The following is a 15,329-nucleotide window of genomic DNA, read 5'->3' as shown; positions in this document are numbered from 1 at the left end:
CGTAAGCTAAAATTTCATTCTACTTATCTACCTAATTTGATACCGTTAAAATTAGAATTATTTTTTATCCTTATCAAAAAATTTTGAATTGTAGTTAGTTAAAGATATCATCAAGGTTCGCTTATTAAAAGGAACTTTACCGAATCTATCAACAAGTGATTTATTCTGTTTTACTGATATCATAGTACCGTTATCATCAAAAATATAGTATTTTTTTATCCCTAAGAAATTTAAGCATTGAAAGATAATTATAAATATAAAGTTTATGATGATAGCCATTGCAAGATTTGTTATATACGTAAATTTATCCATCAAAGTTTTACTATCAAGTTTTGCAGTTTCTCCAAAACATGGAAAGTATGAATAAGTTATCTTTGTATGCTCCGTAAGCTGGATTTTTAGAACATTCAAATTCCCCGCGAAATCCACATAATCGCATTCTATTATTTTTTCAAAAATTCTAATTTGTAAGTCATTTACCAGCATACCTTTTAGCATTGCAAAATCTCCAAAAATCGTTTTGAAAAATATAAATATGCAAAGCGCTAGCTCTCCTTTTCTCAAAATACTGCTAAAGAAACTTTCAATAGGAAAAATAGATCTAATGGCGAACACTAATGCGAATATCAGGAAAAAAATTGCTACTGTTAATCTACTTTTTAGCAAATAGTCGTTCTTTATCACTATCGGCTCCTTATCATAATCCCTCATAAAATTTCCCCATTTTTGAAAAAATATTCGGTCGCATTCTATCTTTTTATTCTTAGTACATATTTAAAATTTAAAAATTATTTAGCCTGGCCGAATTCCAAGCCCATTGCTGGGTAGAATTTTGAAATTTAACGTTACCGAGCTGCGTTAAATTTCAAAATTTCAAGCAGATGAGGCATGAGTTGTATGAAATTTAAAACCCCAAATCCTAAAACAAGATAAATTCTATACCTCCAGCCTGCACGGAATTTTAAAATTTCAGACTTACGAAAGCGGATAAATTTTAAAATTTTAAACCTATGGAGGCTAGATAAAATTCCAAGCCCGCAAAGCACGAGCAGAATTCTAAAATTTTATAATTTTAAAATTCCATCTTACTTCGTTTTCTTTGCGGTATCTTTGACGGTCGTTGCGTTAGCGTCGATGTAGCCCATCTGGACGAGTTTCTCGTAGATTTGCATTATCACGGGACCCGCCGCGCTTCCGCCTCCGCCGCCGTGTTCTACGAGCACGGTTACGGCGTATTGCGGCTTATCGTACGGCCCAAAGCTCGTCATCCATGCATGCGAGCGGTGGAAGTAGTCCATATCGGCCTCTTTCATTCGCTTTTTGGCGGTCTGAGAGATGCCTACGACCTGCGCGGTGCCGGTCTTGACCGCTAGAGGCACTACCGCGGTATGGATGAGCTTGTAGGCGGTGCCTCCGTCGGGGTTGTTACCGACCTCATACATCCCGCGTCGCACAAGCGGCAGCTGCGCCTTTTCTTTCGGCGTGAAAAGCTCGGTAGGGGTAAATTCCACCGGCTTACCGTCGATGCTTTTTAAAAAATGCGGAGTGATAGCCTTGCCCGAGGCGATCTGCGCGGTGTTTTTCGCCACCTGCATAGGGGTGACGAGCACGTCGCCCTGGCCGATCGAGGCATTGACCGTCTCACCCTGATACCATGCCCGTTTAAATTTCTGCATTTTCCAGGCCTTATTAGGCATCGTGCCTACAAACTCATTGGGCAGATCGACGCCCGTTTTGCTACCAAAACCCATGCGCTGCAGATACGCGGACATATAGTCTATCCCCACCAGCAGCGAGCCTTCGTAAAAATACACGTCGCAGCTGCCTTTAATCGCTTCTACTAAGCTCACGCGGCCGTGACCCCAGCTCTTCCAGCAGCGAAATTTACGCCCCCCTAGCTCTATCGCGCCACTGCAAAACACGCTCCAGTTTTCATTGATCTTGCCGCTGTTTAAAAAGCTCATCCCCACAGCCATCTTAATGACCGAGCCGGGCGGATAGAGGCCGTTTACGAGCTTATTCGTAAAAGGATGGCGCGGATCTTTTATCAGCTCGTCCCACTGCGCCTGTGAAATTCCGCCCACGAAAGTGTTTAGATCGTACTCGGGGAAGCTGCCCGCCGCGATGATGGCGCCGTCGCGCAGATCCATCACGATCGCTACGCCGTCCTTGTCTTTAAAAATTTCCTCGAGGTATTTTTGTAGCTCAAGATCGATGGTAAGCGAAATTTCGCTACTGCTGGGCTCCTGCATCGAGATCTCCTCTACGACCTGATTTAGCGCCGTAACCTTCGTCTTGCGCTCGCCCTTGCTACCCTGCAAAAGCTCGTTATAATATCCCTCGACGCCGCTTCTGCCGTTGTATCCGGTAAGCGCGCTTAGGGGGTTGTTTTGGATATCTTTTTTATTGGCGCGGCCGACGTAGCCGATGATGTGCGAAGCAAGCGCGCCGTAAGGATAAAAGCGCTGTGAAGCGGGCGAAATTTTGATATTTTCGTGCAGGCTTAAGCTCGCGAAATGCTGTATCGTGGCGTTGTAGTCCAAAAACGGCACGACTTCGATAAAATCTTGATTATAAGCGGAATTCGCGTCCTTGTAGCTCTTGCTCATCGCAGTGACATTGAGATCTTTGAAGTAGCGCGAGATATTATTTAGCTCGCTTTGCAGCGCGGCGTCTTTTAGATGCGGCGCGATGGATAGCGAAAAGCCTAGATTATTTATCGCAAGCGGACGGCCTTTGGCGTCTAAAATTTGACCGCGCACAGGCGGGATGTATTCGGTAGAGATGACATTATTTTTAGCGACCTGCTCGTAGAATTCATTCGATTTGATCGAAAGATAATAAATTCTAACCAAAAGCATGCTAAAAAATAGTATCACAAATACGAATACGAACTTTAGCCTCATACCAGCCGCCCCTTAAAAAAGAGCAAAGCAAGCAAAATTTCAATCACGATGTAATTTAAATACTCGCCGCTTAGGGGCAGATACTCGCTCTTTTTGATCGCCGAGATCGCGTTGCTCACCACAAAGACCAAAACATAGCTAATCATCACGTAAAAGCAGATCAAAAAATTCCTAAATTTAATATACTTAAATGAGTTTTCATAGACCACGAAATAAAATATACAATACGCGATAGCCACGCTAAATAGGTTAAATCCGTGGATCTGCTCGGCGCAAAACAGATAAAAAATAGAGAAAAACCAGGTAAAGCCGAACTTTTTAAATTTTACGTCGTTTTCGTATTTTTGCACCACCATCGCCGTGAAAAAAAATCCGATCAGCGGCGGCAGCCCCCTATACACCGCACTTAAAAGCAGGTAGAAAAGAACTCCCGCGCTAAAAAGCGTGTCCGCTATAAGGTATAGATAAGTGCGATTTCGTTGCATACCGGAAACTTTTTGCATTTAATACAATCAGCCCAAATTTTTTGCGCGGGCAGCTCGTCCTTTGGGATTTCGGTAAAACCCAGCCGCTCGAAAAAATCCTTTTGATAGGTGAGCGTAAATACGCTTTTTAGCCCGTAAAATCTCGCTTCACCGAGCAGCTCGTTTACGATAGCTCTGGCAATGCCTCGCCTGCGAAACTGCGGAGCGACGATGAGCGAGCGCACCTCGGCAAGATCTGCGTTAAAAATTTTAAGCGAAGCAAAGCCCGCTAAAATTCCCTCCTCTTTTGCGGGCTGCGATTCGCAAAGCTGCGAAAGATCATTCTGAAAAACGCCCGCGCTTTGTGAATATTCGCTCCGTAAAATTTGCTCTTTGCCCGCTTGCGCGCGACTCGCCTCGGATACGGCCTGTGCTGCGCTATTTTGTGACGCGCTATTTTGTGGCATATCTCGTTGCGACGCGAAATTGCCCGCGGCATCTTCGGCGGAATTTTGGGCAGGATTTTTGGCAAAATTTGCGGCGGAGCTTTGGATTAAATTTAAATCCGAATTGCGCGCTAAATTTAAATCGGAATTCTCGGCTAAATTTGAATCGGAATTCTCTTTGGAATAAAAGCTCGTATCCGCCTTAGAATCGCAACCGAACGCCAGCACGTATGAGCGGATATTGGCAGCTATCTCATCGCTTTCAAGCGGCAAGATCACGCCGTTTTGCACCTCCTCTTTTACGAGCTCCTGCATACGCGAAATGTCGCAAAGGCGCGCTTTTTTTAGCCGTATCATCTAAAATTTTCCCTAATCTTCGCGCAATTCTCGCGGTGCATTTTATATCCGCTAAATTTAATTATTTTGAAATTCTGCGCCGCAAAATTTAACGTATTTAAATTTAGAAATTTCATAATCCAAACGCCCCGCGCACGATGATCTCGCGCGCTTTCGCAAGCCCGCCGCTCTTTAGCGTAGAGACCAAAATCGCCTGCGGATCGTGTCTCAAAAGCTTTGCGCGCTCGCTTTGGTTGAGCTTGTCGGCTTTGGTGTAGAGCCTCACGACCTTTTGATCGCCGCGCAGAAAACTAGCGAGATAGTTTTGTAAATTTTTATCTATTGCAAGATCAAACTGCCTCGCGTCGATGAGATGGACGAAAAGCTTGATATTTAGGCGCTCTTTGATAAATTCGTCGAGATTTTTTTGCCAGATATAATGCAGTTTTTTGCAAACCTTGGCATACCCAAACCCCGGCAGATCCACGAAGATCAAAGAGATATTTTCACCCAAGCTCGCAAGATCCGAAAAAGCGGGGTTGTCCGCTAAGCTTAGCGCGGATCTACCTGTAAAATTTAATTCTGAGCTTTGCGCGGAATTCGGCGCGAAACCCGCCGCAAGATCTGTCTCGCGATCCGATCTAAAATCCGCCGAGGCGCTTTTTAAATTTAAAACGGATTCCTGCTTGGAATTTTGCGCAGACGCCGCAGCCTCCGCGTGATCTTGCGCGCAATTCGCAGCCGAGCTTAAAGCCCCTTTGCTTGCTAGATCGGGCGATGTTTCATTTTGCGAGCCGTCCGTGCTTGCGGCAAGCTTTTGTTTAAATTTAACTTCGAAAAAATTTATCAGCTGCGTTTTGCCCGGCGTCGAACTTGATTTGGCTAGATTTTTGCGCCCGGTAAGCGCGTTTATCAGGCTGCTTTTGCCGACGTTGGAACGCCCCAAAAACGCCACTTCGCTCATCGCAAACTCGGGCGCACCCGCGATATTTGCGGCAGAGGTGATAAACTGCGCGCTGCTAGGATAGATCATTTGTTTTGATCTTCGACCTGAAAGATCAGACGCACGGGCTTTTTCTCGCCGCCGCCGCTCTTTACTTCGTAGGTGCCCTTTTGGCGATTTACGATGATCTTATCGCCGTAAACCTCCTTTTTGGTCTCGGCTTCGTGCAGATAGGCGTTGTTTTCAAGCGTGTAGGCCTCGATAGTCGGATCGTAGGTCAGCACGCCGCCCTTGCCGTCGTAATGCTTTTGATTGAGTAAAATTTTAAAATTTGCATTTCCCGTCGCGACGTATTTGGTAGGCTGGCGCTTGGCGTCGAAGTAGATCGTCACTTTATCGGAATTTAGCGTATCATAAGCGCCCTTTTTGATGCGGACGTTGCCCGTCAGCACGCTGATCTGCTTGATCTCGTCGGCGAAAAAATTATCCGCCGTAACCTCGACCTGCTCCTGCGCGGCGCTAAGAGTAGTCGCGCCAAAGCCCGAAATTAGCGCAGCTGAAAGTATTAGTTTGTAGAGTTTTGATCTTTTATTAAATACCATGCGTGGATTCCTTTTGAGTTTGTTTGTTTGGTTTTGGTGTCGTAGCTGATGCTTGCGCCTGTGATGCGGTCGCCGCCTTGGCGCAGCACGTATGGCACGTCGGAGCGGACGATCTTGCTGCTCGTATCGTAGATGATCTCTTGCGCCGTGTAATCAAAGCCTCTGCTATTTACGTAATGCGCGTCGCCGTTAAATTTTATCAGCTCGCCTGCGCGCGTCGCGGTCTTTGAAACCAAAGTGTGATTTAGATCTGCGCCAATCTCCTCGGCTTTAAAATTTACAAACTCGTCGCGATCCTTATAGCGAGTGCCGCCGTCCGCGGTAAATTTAGCATCCACGCGCTCGCCGATCTGATAATCGACGATCTTTCTCATCTCCATATTCGCGATACTCAGATCTTCTTTAAACATATCGCTAAAATATGGCGTCTGCACGCTTAAAAACACCATCGCGACGCAAAAGATCGCAATCGCGACGTAGAAAATTTTTATCACCATCGCTCGGCCCCTTTTGATCTGCACGAAATTTTACCCATCGCGCGCGCTTGCGAAACTACAGCCATTTGCTATTCCACTCTTCGCGCATGCCGTTTTTATCGACGAGCATTTCGATCATCTCGCGCACCGCGCCGCAGCCGCCGTTTTTGCTTAGCGCGACGTCCGCTTTTAGCGAGCTTAGCGCATCGGCGGGCTTGAAGCTGATCGCGACTGCATTTAAAAGCTTTGCATCGTTTATATCATCGCCGATCGCGGCAGCCTCATCGAAGCTTAGGTTAAAATTTTTTAAAATTTGCTCCGCCCTTGAGAGCTTGTCTTTTTCGCCTTGAAAGAGCGTATCGATCTTCAGCTCGCGCGCGCGGTTTGCGACGATTTGCGAGCTTTTGCCAGTGATGATCGCGACCTTTAGCCCCAGCCGCTGCCACTCCTGGATGCCGAACCCGTCTTTTACGTTAAATTTCTTCATCTCTTCGCCGTCGTTTGAATGGTACAGCCCGCCGTCGCTAAGGCAGCCGTCTACGTCTAAAAATATGATCTTTATCACTTCGTTTTCCGTTTTTTGAAATTTTGTGATTTTAACGAAATTTGGCTGAATTTTTAGCAAACGGCGTATAAATTTAAGCCGCGATCTTAGCCTTTAATCGGCACGTAGCCGCTATTTTCGATGATGCTTTGCCCCTGCGGCGAAAGGATCCAATCTATCAGCGTGCGGATATTTTCGTTTTTGTTGTTTTCATCGTAAACCGCGTAAATTTCAGCTACGAGCGGGTATTTGCGGCTAGCGATATTTTCTTTGTTCGGATACGCGCCGTTTAGGCTAAGCATCTTCACGCCGCCGTTTCGCACGATCCCCTCGACGTAGTAGCGAAACGAAAAGCCGATCGCGCTGCCGAAAAAGCCCGTGATCTTGCGCTTAGGCTGCGTCTCGCCCATAAATTTCAAAAACGCGCTCTGGCTGCCGCTGCCCGCGTTTCGCTGCACGGCATCTATTCGCATGTGCTCGCCGCCGAGCTGCGACCAGTCGTCAAACTCCCCAGAATAGATCCCTCGCACCTGATCCACGGTTAAGCTTGAAATTTTATTATTCGCATTTACGATAAAGACGAACGCTTCCAGCCCGATCGGCACGAAGCGCAAGCGCGCGCCCTTTTCCTGCGCATAATCAAGCTGCTGCTTCGAAGGGGCGGCGACGAAAATGAGATCCGCCTCGCCGTCGCTTATGGCCTTGTAGGCGCCGCGGGTATTGCTAAATTTAAGCCTGCTAGCATTCGTGAAATTTTGCCCGTCAAATTCCACGCTTTCTTTGGGATAGTTTGCCGCGACGAATGCCGAAAATACCGGATATAGCGCGGCTGCGCCGTCGATTATCGGCAGATCGCCGCTAAGTTTTAAGCTAGAGCTAACGCGCACGATCTGCGAGCCCTGCTCAAACGGCAGAAATTTATGCAGCTCGATCGATTTAGCCTGCATCTCGGCGCTGCTTTGATTTACGTATCGCTTCACGACGAAGCGGTAAAACGCAAAATCGAAAGCCGCCAAGCTAAGCACTAGCAAAATGATGATAATTACACGCTTCATCTTAGTTTCCGTTTGCGATATAGGAGATGATCGAGCATTTGCTCTGCAGATACAGCGCCGCTGCGGTTAGCGCGCAAACGCTGATCGCCCAAGCCGTCAATATTACGGCGATCGTTTTTTGAAAAATTTCATCGCTCATTTTGCGCCTCACATATGCTCGATTGCGTGATTAAGTAGCCAAAAAAAGCCCATTAGGACGCTCAAAAAAATTATGAACGAAAACACAGAGAGGATCAAAAGATTTCTAATTCTTCTGCGGCGCTCGGGTGCACTTTTAGCCGATTTAATAAATTTTACTAAACTTGCGATTAGCCAAATGAGCGAAACTACCGGCAGCCCAGTAAAAACCAAGATAAACATGGAAAAAGGATCGAATAGCCACTGAGAATATATGAGTGGAGTAAAAGCGCATGCAAACGCAACCGTCGAAATAATTATAAATTTTTTATCTCTTTTATGGCGCTCCGGCTCGTCTTTTGATCTGATAAATTTAATCAAGCACGCGATGAGCCAAACAAAGCAGATCAAAAAGAGCACATTTAAAATCTCCATAAGCGATCCGAAATTATTCATCTTTTACCTTTAAATTTTAATATGAAAAGCGGCGGTTTAGCGCTCCGGCAGTGCGAAATTTCATATAGCATAGTTCGCGGTTTTCGCGGCGGGCGCAAATGCACCGCCAGCGGTCTTAATAAAAGCGGCGCGCTTTGCCCGAACAAGGGCGAAATTTTGCAAATTTCAAGCGGCGGCGAGAGTAAAATTTCAAACGCCGATAAAATTACAAAACCGCGAATTGCTAATTTTGCTAAATTTAGCGCGCATTTGCCGTTATAAAACGCCCTTGGTGCTAGGCACGCCGGCGCGCTCGTTTATACTTATCGCGCGACGGAATGCGACGGCAAACGCCTTAGACGCGGCCTCTGCGACGTGATGTAGATTTTCGCCGCGGATCTGGCATAGATGCAGCGTTAAATTTGCGTTGAAAGCCAGAGCGCGGAAAAACTCCTCCACGAGCTCGGCGTCAAATTCGCCGATCTTGCCGCGCTTTAGGCTCGGGCAATCAAATACCAAAAACGCGCGGTTGGAAAAATCAAGCGCCGCAGAAACCGCCGCCTCGTCCATCACGAGGACGCTATCGCCGAAGCGCTCGATGTTTTGCGCGGGATAGATCACCTCTTTGATCGCGCTTCCGAGCACGATGCCGCAGTCCTCGACGCTGTGGTGAAAATCGACCTGCAAATCGCCCTCGCAGCGCAGGTTCAGATCGATCCACGCGTGCTTGGCAAACGCGCTAAGCATATGATCGAAAAAACCGATGCCCGTTTGTATCTGCGCCGCGCCGCGCCCGTAAAGCTCCAGCTCAAGCTCGATTTTGGTCTCTTTCGTAGCCCTATTTTTGCTTATCATCGCGCAATCCTTAAAACTAAATTTTGTTTGAAATCTATCTAAATTTCACTAAATTTCGGTTAAAATTTCGGCTAGCTTTTCGGAATTTACGCTGCCGATCTGGCGCAGGTTCGCAATCTCGGCGCCCTCTTTAAAAAACAGAATCGTAGGCGGGCCGAATACGTTAAAATGCGCTTTTATCGCCCTATTTTGCTCGCTATCTTCGCTAAGATCGATCTTTAAAAGGCTAAATTTATCAAGAGCGCCGGCAAGAGCGGGATCTGCGAACGCTCGCTCGCTCTGCTCGCAATTTTTGCACCAGCTAGCCCAAAAGTCCACTATCACGGGCTTTTTGGAATTTTCTATTTCGCTGCGCAGCTGCGCCAAATCGTGCACAAACGAAAAATGCGCGCCGCTTAAATTTTTAGCGCGAGAAAATTCGCCCGCTTGCAAGCTCTCGCCGCCGGGGCCGCCGCTGGAATATCTCGTGCTTTGCGGGATCAGATTACCAAGCGGCTTAGAAAAATCTTTTGCGCCGCTGGCAAAGCCCGCGAGCAGCAGCGCCGAATATAGCGCGATTACAAGGGCCAAAGCGCGCTTGATACCGCTCGCGCCGCCGTCAAACAGCCCCAAAAATCCTGCGAAGATCGCGCCTAAAACCGCATAAATCAGCAGGCTTAAATTTTCGCCGATGAGCGCGCGCGAAATCCACACCGCCGTAAAAAGCAGCAAAAAGCCGAAAATTTTAGGCACCGCCTCCATCCAAGCTCCCGGTCTAGGCAGTGCGCCGCCGAGCCCCACCACAAGCAGCAGCGCGCCGCTTCCGAGCCCCAGCGCAAAAAGAGCCGCCGCACCCAGCAGAACGTCGCCGCTGCCCGCGATGTAAACGAGCGCGCCCGCAAGCGGAGCGGAGATGCACGGCGATACGACGAGTGCCGAGATAAGCCCCATCGAAAAAACTCCGATCAGGCCGCTAGCATTTTCGCTTTTACTATTTAAGAAGCTTTGAAAGCGCGCAGGCAGGCGGATCTCGTAAAATCCAAACATCGAAAACGCGAGCGCGGCGAATATGAGCGAGGTTAAAATCAGTGCGGGCGGAGTTTGCAGCAGGCCCTGTAAATTTTGCCCAAAAACCGCCACGAAAGCTCCTAAAATCGCATACGAGCTCGCCATACCGAAAATATACGCGAGGCTTACGGTGAGGCTTTTTTTCGCGCTCGGCTTCGAGGAGGTTTTCGCCACGATGATCGACGAGAGGATCGGGATGAGCGGATAGACGCAAGGACTTAGCGAGAGCAGCACGCCGTAGCCGAAAAACAGCGCGATCGCGGCGATGAAGCTCTTGCCGCCAAGAACGTTTAAAATTTTATCCTGCTCGGAGATGGAATTTGCGCCGCGAGAAGTTTTTTGCGCGAAGGTTTCGTCGGAATTTACCGCAGCACTTTCCGCCGAGCTCGCCGCGGAATTTCCCGTCGCGTGCGAGTTTGCCTCAGAATTTGCCTCTGCGCCCGAAGCTGCGGTATTGCTTTCAAAATTTAAATTCCCGCTCTGTGCGCTGTACGTGTCAGAAATATGCGCGAAATTTGCGCCGCTTCGGTATTTTTTCAGCTCGGAGTTTGAAATTTTGCTGATCTCATAGCCCTCCACCACGCGCTTGAAGTTAAAGCCGAACTGCTGCGGCTGATAGCAAAAGCCCGATTTCGTGCAGCCCAAAAAATCGCCGTTAAGCACGAAATCATCGCTGTCTGCGGTGTTTGCAAGCACGAGGCCTAAAGGCACGGCGATGCTAAATTTGCCCTCATAAATTTTATAATCCTTGTATTCGGTCGCGGCGGGCAGATTTATTAAATTCGTCACCTCCGCGCCGCCAATGAAAATTTTTATCTCGTTTTGATAGAGATAGACCCCGTCCGCGATATCAAAGCTTAGCGTTACGCTATCGCTTTGCGCCGTTGCGTCAAGCTTGAACGCATCGGAGGGTTTCAGGGGCTCGGCGCCCAAGCCTAAAAGAAAAAACGCTGCCAAAATCAGTGATCTTATCAAATTTTATCCTTTGAAATTTTTTCCTACATTCTAACGTAATAAGTATGAATTTATAGTGTAATATAAAGAACTTTTTTGTAAAATTCCTTAAAATTTTAGGAGGCAATATGAGCAAAGAGATCAAAACCGAAACGGGTGAAATAGCGCTGAAAGAGATAGAATTTAAAAGTTCAAAGTACGAAAAAATCTCGTTCAAAGACTACGAGACGCTGCTTGAAAGATACCAGATTGAGCTTTTGAAGCTGCAAAAATTCGTAAAAGAGAAGGGGCTAAAAATTTTGATTTTGATGGAGGGGCGCGACGCGGCGGGCAAAGGCGGCACGATCAAGCGTTTAACCGAGCACCTAAACCCGCGCGGATGCCGCATCGTAGCGCTCGAAAAGCCGAGCAATGTCGAAAAGACGCAGTGGTATTTCCAGCGCTACGTCGCGCACCTACCCAGCGGCGGCGAGATCACGATCTTTGACCGCAGCTGGTACAACCGCGCGATGGTCGAGCCCGTGATGGGCTTTTGCACCCACGCCGAACATAAAGATTTCCTGCGTCAAGTGCCTAAATTTGAGGAGCTTTTGGTAAGTGCGGGGATAATTTTGTTTAAATTTTACTTTTCGGTCTCCAAAGAGGAGCAAAAAAGGCGCTTCGAATCGCGCCGTACCGACCCGCTGAAGCAATACAAGCTTTCGCCGGTGGATGCGAGATCGCAGGAGCTGTGGAATCAATACACGCTCGCAAAATACTCGATGCTGCTCGCTTCAAATACCGAGTTTGCGCCGTGGACGATCCTTGATAGCAACGACAAAAAGATCGCGCGGCTAAACGCCTTCCGCTGCATACTCTCGCGCATAGACTATCCCGAAAAAATTGGTGCGAAGGAGCTTGCAGTGGATCCAAACCTCGTGCGAAACGGCACCAGGGAGATAGTCCTAATGGAGGATAGCCAAAAAAGCGAGGCTTGGCGCAAGCTGGAAAGCCCCTCTCGCAAGAACAAGAAGGATAAGAAAAAGGGTTAAATCTTGCCAATGAAGATTACTCGCTAAGAATTGCCATGGAGGCTTGCTTAGGAATTGCCTCATTAGGGATTATTTCCTAATATATAGAAACGCATTAAATTCTATGATTATGCACCTCAAGATTCTTTGAAATTCTATCTAATGGGATGGAATTCTACACAACGCCACGGGCTACGTGATGAAGTATATCACGTTTCAATTCCTAATGGAATAGAATTCTACCTCGTCGCTTGCTTTTCTCCGCGGCTATCGCCCATAGTTTCAATTCCCAACGGGATGGAATTCTACGCAGATTGAAAAACCTACTACCGAAGTTCCTTATTTCGAGTTTCAATTCCCAACGGGATGGAATTCTACTTTGCTCTATTGGGTATTTCCAGTTTTTGCATTGTATGTTTCAATTCCCAACGGGATGGAATTCTACTTAACCAAAAGGCTTAAAACGGCGCAAATAGGGAGTTTCAATTCCCAACGGGATGGAATTCTACAGCACGAATTTTGCCATTTTTCTAGATAGAAAGTGTTAGGAGTATATATTTTTATGCCTTAAAATGGACTAAATTTAAAAAAGCGCCGATTGCTCAATGCCCAAGATTTCGGCATTTCAAAATCCTAAAAGCAACTTTATCGCTATCTATATGTATCGTGAGTGCAAATGTTAAAATCTCAATATAAGATATTCAAAAAATCGAAGTATGAACAACAAAAAAAGCTGAAATTTTAAAAGCATATGCGTTTTTAAAGCCAATTCGTTCGCCGTTCCGTGCTTCAGATCAAATTTATTTCAAAAGACATGCATTTTAAGAGGGCACAATCTATAGGCGCAAGTGATTCTAGTCAAAATTTCAAAGGCACGAATGAGCTTAAAACCCCAGCCTACCGCCATACCAGCCCCTCGTAAGGCACGCCTTCGCAGACATATTTTTTAATCTGATTGGCCTCGCGACGGATGATTTGACGCCAGGTTAGGCTCCGACCCGCTACATTTGCGCAAGATGATAGTTTCTCAATCATTTTTAGCTCGATCTTTTGCACCGCTTCTCGACCGAATCGAATACGCCCCGCATCCGTTTCAAAATCTTTTGCCGCAATCTCGCGTTTATTTAACATTCCAAAAATTAATCTATCACCTAAAATAGGCTTAAAAATCTCTGCAAGATCAAGATGCAGACTTAGCGTACGGTAGTTTGGCTCGTGCAAAAAGCCGATGCGCGGATCAAGCTCGGTTTTGTAAATTTCGCTGAGGCAGACGTTATAAATACGCGTATTTACATAGCTAATGAGGGCATTAATTTTATCCGCTGGCGGGCGTTTGGAGCGCGTCGTAAATTTAAAACTGCGCTGATCCTCGATGATTTCGTTCCAAGCCGCGAAATACTGCTTGGCAAAGCCGCCTTCCACCGCCATTACCGCTGCTATGTCGCAGGCGCGCGCTAGAGCATCCAGATGCGGCGCAGTATCGAGCGAGACGCCGTAAACCTTACAATTAATGGCTGCATTTAAGATGCGAACGCGAGTAATCTCGCGAGCGATAAAAAGGCGCTTAGAAAGATCATCAAAAGCCCGCAGCTGCGCCAAAAGCACAAAGCCGCTTTTATTTACAGAATTTGAAGTATTCGGGAAAAAACTGCCGCGGAAGCTCTGATAGGCGCTAAAAATATGCAGCAAAATGTTATTATCAGCCAAAAACGCCATAGCATAAGTGTCGAGCTCTACTCGCGCCAAAATATAAATTTCATCAATCGCGTTAATCGGCAAAATTTTACTAGTTAAAATTCCGCCCTCGTCGTTAAATTTATCGAAATATAGATTATTATCTTTGCGGCGCAATCGGCCTGGGCTCAAAATAAAATGCGTGCGATCCGATTTTTGCATACTTTATCCTTGAATTTTAGCTGAAAATTGCTTCGTTTTTATCGCATCCGATGACTAGGCGCTGTGAATATTTGAGCGAATTAAAAGTATAAATTACTACCGAATCAAGCTTGCTGGCGCATTCTTTTTGCAAAATCGCCATTAATTTTTTAAGATCGCTCGCTCTGATTTCGCCTTCGAAAACGCTGAATTGCACGCGAGGCAGAAATTTCTCGACCGCCTTTCGGACGCGCGCAGCGTTATTTTTCTCCTTTTCGTCGCTGCTTGAAATATCGTAAAATAAAATAGCGTACATTTTATCTCCTAAATGCAATAATCACGATAAGCGCAACTCTCGCAAATCTTTTGCGGGCTAAATTTAGGCGGCTTTGGCTCATTCACAAGGGCGGCAATGCCGTTTAGAATTGTTTCGATTTTAGTAAAATTTTCGGCGTTATCCTCAATGGCTATGACGGTTTTGCCGCTAATTAATTTGCCTTTCACCTCTTTTAAATTTAAGCCTATTTTTAAAAGATAGATATAAAAAAGTAGCTGCATCTTGCCTGCTTCTGGATTTTTTAGGCTCTTTTTATATTCAGTGATGAGATAATGTCCGCGCTGCTTGGAAAGCTTGTCGAATTTCAAATTTGAAAATGCAAAGTCCTGCAAACCGTTCTCTTTGATATCCGCTAGCGCCTTGCCCATCAGCATGTTTTCATCTTCCTGATTGGCGTGAATATTGTGTGCGTAAAGCCACGCCTCGCGCTTACAGGTGACGTAATAATTCACAAGCGTGCCGGTGATTTGGTCTTTGCAAAACATTAGTCGAAAAACTCATTCTTGAGATTTAAGGCGGCATCCTTTTTAATCCCGAAATTATTATTGTATGAAGTATCGCCGAATGGTAAATAATAGACATCTTTTAGCCCATCAATACGCTTTATATTTAAACGCTTTGCATCAAATTCTGTGATATTTACAGCATCAATAAATTCACAAAAGGCATTTACCTGATTAACAATCACTTCTTTCGTTTTTTTATCAAAGGTAACAACCCTAATCTCATCAATCGAATTATAATGATCTCCCAATAATTTTTTCGCTTGTTCAATTTGTAAACACCGCCAAAGTAAATGATTTAATATCACCCACTATGTATATGGGCGCTCTGTGGACTGCAAGAGGAGTAATTATTGAGGGTGTCCTATATGTTTTTATGATGAAGAAAAGATTTGAAGATGTAACTAATAAATATGAAAAGCGT

Annotated in this window: 17 protein-coding genes, 1 pseudogene and 1 CRISPR repeat array; of the genes and pseudogenes, 1 reads left to right on the top strand and 17 read right to left on the bottom strand. The window is 46.1% G+C overall.

All coding sequences use genetic code 11. The annotated features are described in order from the left end of the window. Positions 1 to 57: 57 nt before the first annotated feature. From Q0537_RS06895 to dsbD, 13 genes and pseudogenes are all read right to left on the bottom strand, one after another. Complete coding sequence (locus Q0537_RS06895) at positions 58 to 684, bottom strand: hypothetical protein (protein ID WP_299226375.1); 627 nt, start codon at positions 682 to 684, stop codon at positions 58 to 60. Positions 685 to 1,085: 401 nt separating this feature from the next. Then, positions 1,086 to 2,906 (bottom strand): penicillin-binding protein 2, encoded by a 1,821-nt coding sequence (gene mrdA, locus Q0537_RS06890; protein ID WP_299226372.1) that lies wholly within the window; start codon positions 2,904 to 2,906, stop codon positions 1,086 to 1,088. Continuing rightward, entirely contained in the window at positions 2,903 to 3,391 is a 489-nt protein-coding gene (locus Q0537_RS06885) for a hypothetical protein (protein ID WP_297880117.1), read from the bottom strand. The genes mrdA and Q0537_RS06885 overlap by 4 nt, the downstream gene beginning before the upstream one ends. After that, positions 3,358 to 4,173, bottom strand: a complete 816-nt coding sequence (locus tag Q0537_RS10420) for a GNAT family N-acetyltransferase (RefSeq protein ID WP_366811352.1) — start codon at positions 4,171 to 4,173, stop codon at positions 3,358 to 3,360. Before Q0537_RS10420 ends, Q0537_RS06885 begins: the two co-directional genes overlap by 34 nt. Before the next feature lie 799 nt (positions 4,174 to 4,972). Beyond that, a pseudogene (locus Q0537_RS10415) lies at positions 4,973 to 5,185 on the bottom strand (GTPase); the annotation flags it as partial. Continuing rightward, a complete protein-coding gene (lptA, locus tag Q0537_RS06865) occupies positions 5,182 to 5,697 on the bottom strand; it encodes a lipopolysaccharide transport periplasmic protein LptA (RefSeq protein ID WP_299226366.1) in 516 nt (171 codons plus the stop codon). The gene lptA and the pseudogene Q0537_RS10415, both read right to left, overlap by 4 nt. Then, the gene (lptC, locus tag Q0537_RS06860) at positions 5,661 to 6,194 is read right to left on the bottom strand and encodes an LPS export ABC transporter periplasmic protein LptC (RefSeq protein ID WP_299226363.1); all 534 of its coding nucleotides are present in this window, start codon (positions 6,192 to 6,194) and stop codon (positions 5,661 to 5,663) included. Before lptC ends, lptA begins: the two co-directional genes overlap by 37 nt. 55 nt (positions 6,195 to 6,249) lie before the next feature. Next, a complete protein-coding gene (locus Q0537_RS06855; protein WP_299226360.1) occupies positions 6,250 to 6,738 on the bottom strand; it encodes an HAD-IIIA family hydrolase in 489 nt (162 codons plus the stop codon). A gap of 86 nt (positions 6,739 to 6,824) precedes the next feature. Then, the gene (locus Q0537_RS06850) at positions 6,825 to 7,772 is read right to left on the bottom strand and encodes a substrate-binding domain-containing protein (RefSeq protein WP_299226357.1); all 948 of its coding nucleotides are present in this window, start codon (positions 7,770 to 7,772) and stop codon (positions 6,825 to 6,827) included. 1 nt (position 7,773) lies between these two features. Further along, positions 7,774 to 7,911 carry a hypothetical protein gene (locus tag Q0537_RS06845; protein WP_297881384.1) on the bottom strand — a complete coding sequence of 46 codons (138 nt, stop codon included), beginning with the start codon at positions 7,909 to 7,911 and terminating at the stop codon, positions 7,774 to 7,776. Positions 7,912 to 7,919: 8 nt separating this feature from the next. Next, positions 7,920 to 8,345, bottom strand: coding sequence for a hypothetical protein (locus Q0537_RS06840; protein WP_299226354.1), 426 nt, complete (start codon positions 8,343 to 8,345; stop codon positions 7,920 to 7,922). 255 nt (positions 8,346 to 8,600) lie between these two features. Continuing rightward, entirely contained in the window at positions 8,601 to 9,179 is a 579-nt protein-coding gene (gene hisB, locus Q0537_RS06835) for an imidazoleglycerol-phosphate dehydratase HisB (protein ID WP_299226351.1), read from the bottom strand. Between the two features lie 48 nt (positions 9,180 to 9,227). Then, on the bottom strand, positions 9,228 to 11,201 hold the full coding sequence (gene dsbD, locus Q0537_RS06830; protein ID WP_299226348.1) for a protein-disulfide reductase DsbD: 1,974 nt from the start codon (positions 11,199 to 11,201) through the stop codon (positions 9,228 to 9,230). 107 nt (positions 11,202 to 11,308) lie between these two features. Here dsbD and ppk2 point away from each other — a divergent pair, with 107 nt between their 5' ends. Next, positions 11,309 to 12,211, top strand: coding sequence for a polyphosphate kinase 2 (gene ppk2 / locus Q0537_RS06825; RefSeq protein ID WP_299226345.1), 903 nt, complete (start codon positions 11,309 to 11,311; stop codon positions 12,209 to 12,211). A 128-nt stretch (positions 12,212 to 12,339) separates the two neighbouring features. Beyond that, positions 12,340 to 12,699: direct repeats of the CRISPR family, unit length 30 nt; unit sequence GTTTCAATTCCCAACGGGATGGAATTCTAC. Positions 12,700 to 13,087: 388 nt separating this feature from the next. Here the strand turns inward: ppk2 and cas1 are convergent. From cas1 to Q0537_RS06805, 4 genes are read right to left on the bottom strand one after another with little or no spacing between them, the layout of a single operon-like run. Beyond that, a complete protein-coding gene (gene cas1 / locus Q0537_RS06820) occupies positions 13,088 to 14,086 on the bottom strand; it encodes a CRISPR-associated endonuclease Cas1 (RefSeq protein ID WP_299226342.1) in 999 nt (332 codons plus the stop codon). 16 nt (positions 14,087 to 14,102) lie between these two features. Continuing rightward, positions 14,103 to 14,381, bottom strand: coding sequence for a CRISPR-associated endonuclease Cas2 (cas2, locus tag Q0537_RS06815; RefSeq protein WP_005869129.1), 279 nt, complete (start codon positions 14,379 to 14,381; stop codon positions 14,103 to 14,105). Positions 14,382 to 14,389: 8 nt separating this feature from the next. After that, a complete protein-coding gene (locus Q0537_RS06810; protein ID WP_299226339.1) occupies positions 14,390 to 14,887 on the bottom strand; it encodes a Dna2/Cas4 domain-containing protein in 498 nt (165 codons plus the stop codon). Then, positions 14,887 to 15,213 (bottom strand): hypothetical protein, encoded by a 327-nt coding sequence (locus Q0537_RS06805; RefSeq protein WP_299226336.1) that lies wholly within the window; start codon positions 15,211 to 15,213, stop codon positions 14,887 to 14,889. Before Q0537_RS06805 ends, Q0537_RS06810 begins: the two co-directional genes overlap by 1 nt. Positions 15,214 to 15,329: the final 116 nt, after the last annotated feature.

It is taken from the genome of uncultured Campylobacter sp. (assembly GCF_938017775.1).
Classification (GTDB): domain Bacteria; phylum Campylobacterota; class Campylobacteria; order Campylobacterales; family Campylobacteraceae; genus Campylobacter_B.
The sequence above is the reverse complement of the archived record's forward strand: the minus strand, read 5'-3'. Positions and strand labels throughout refer to the sequence as shown.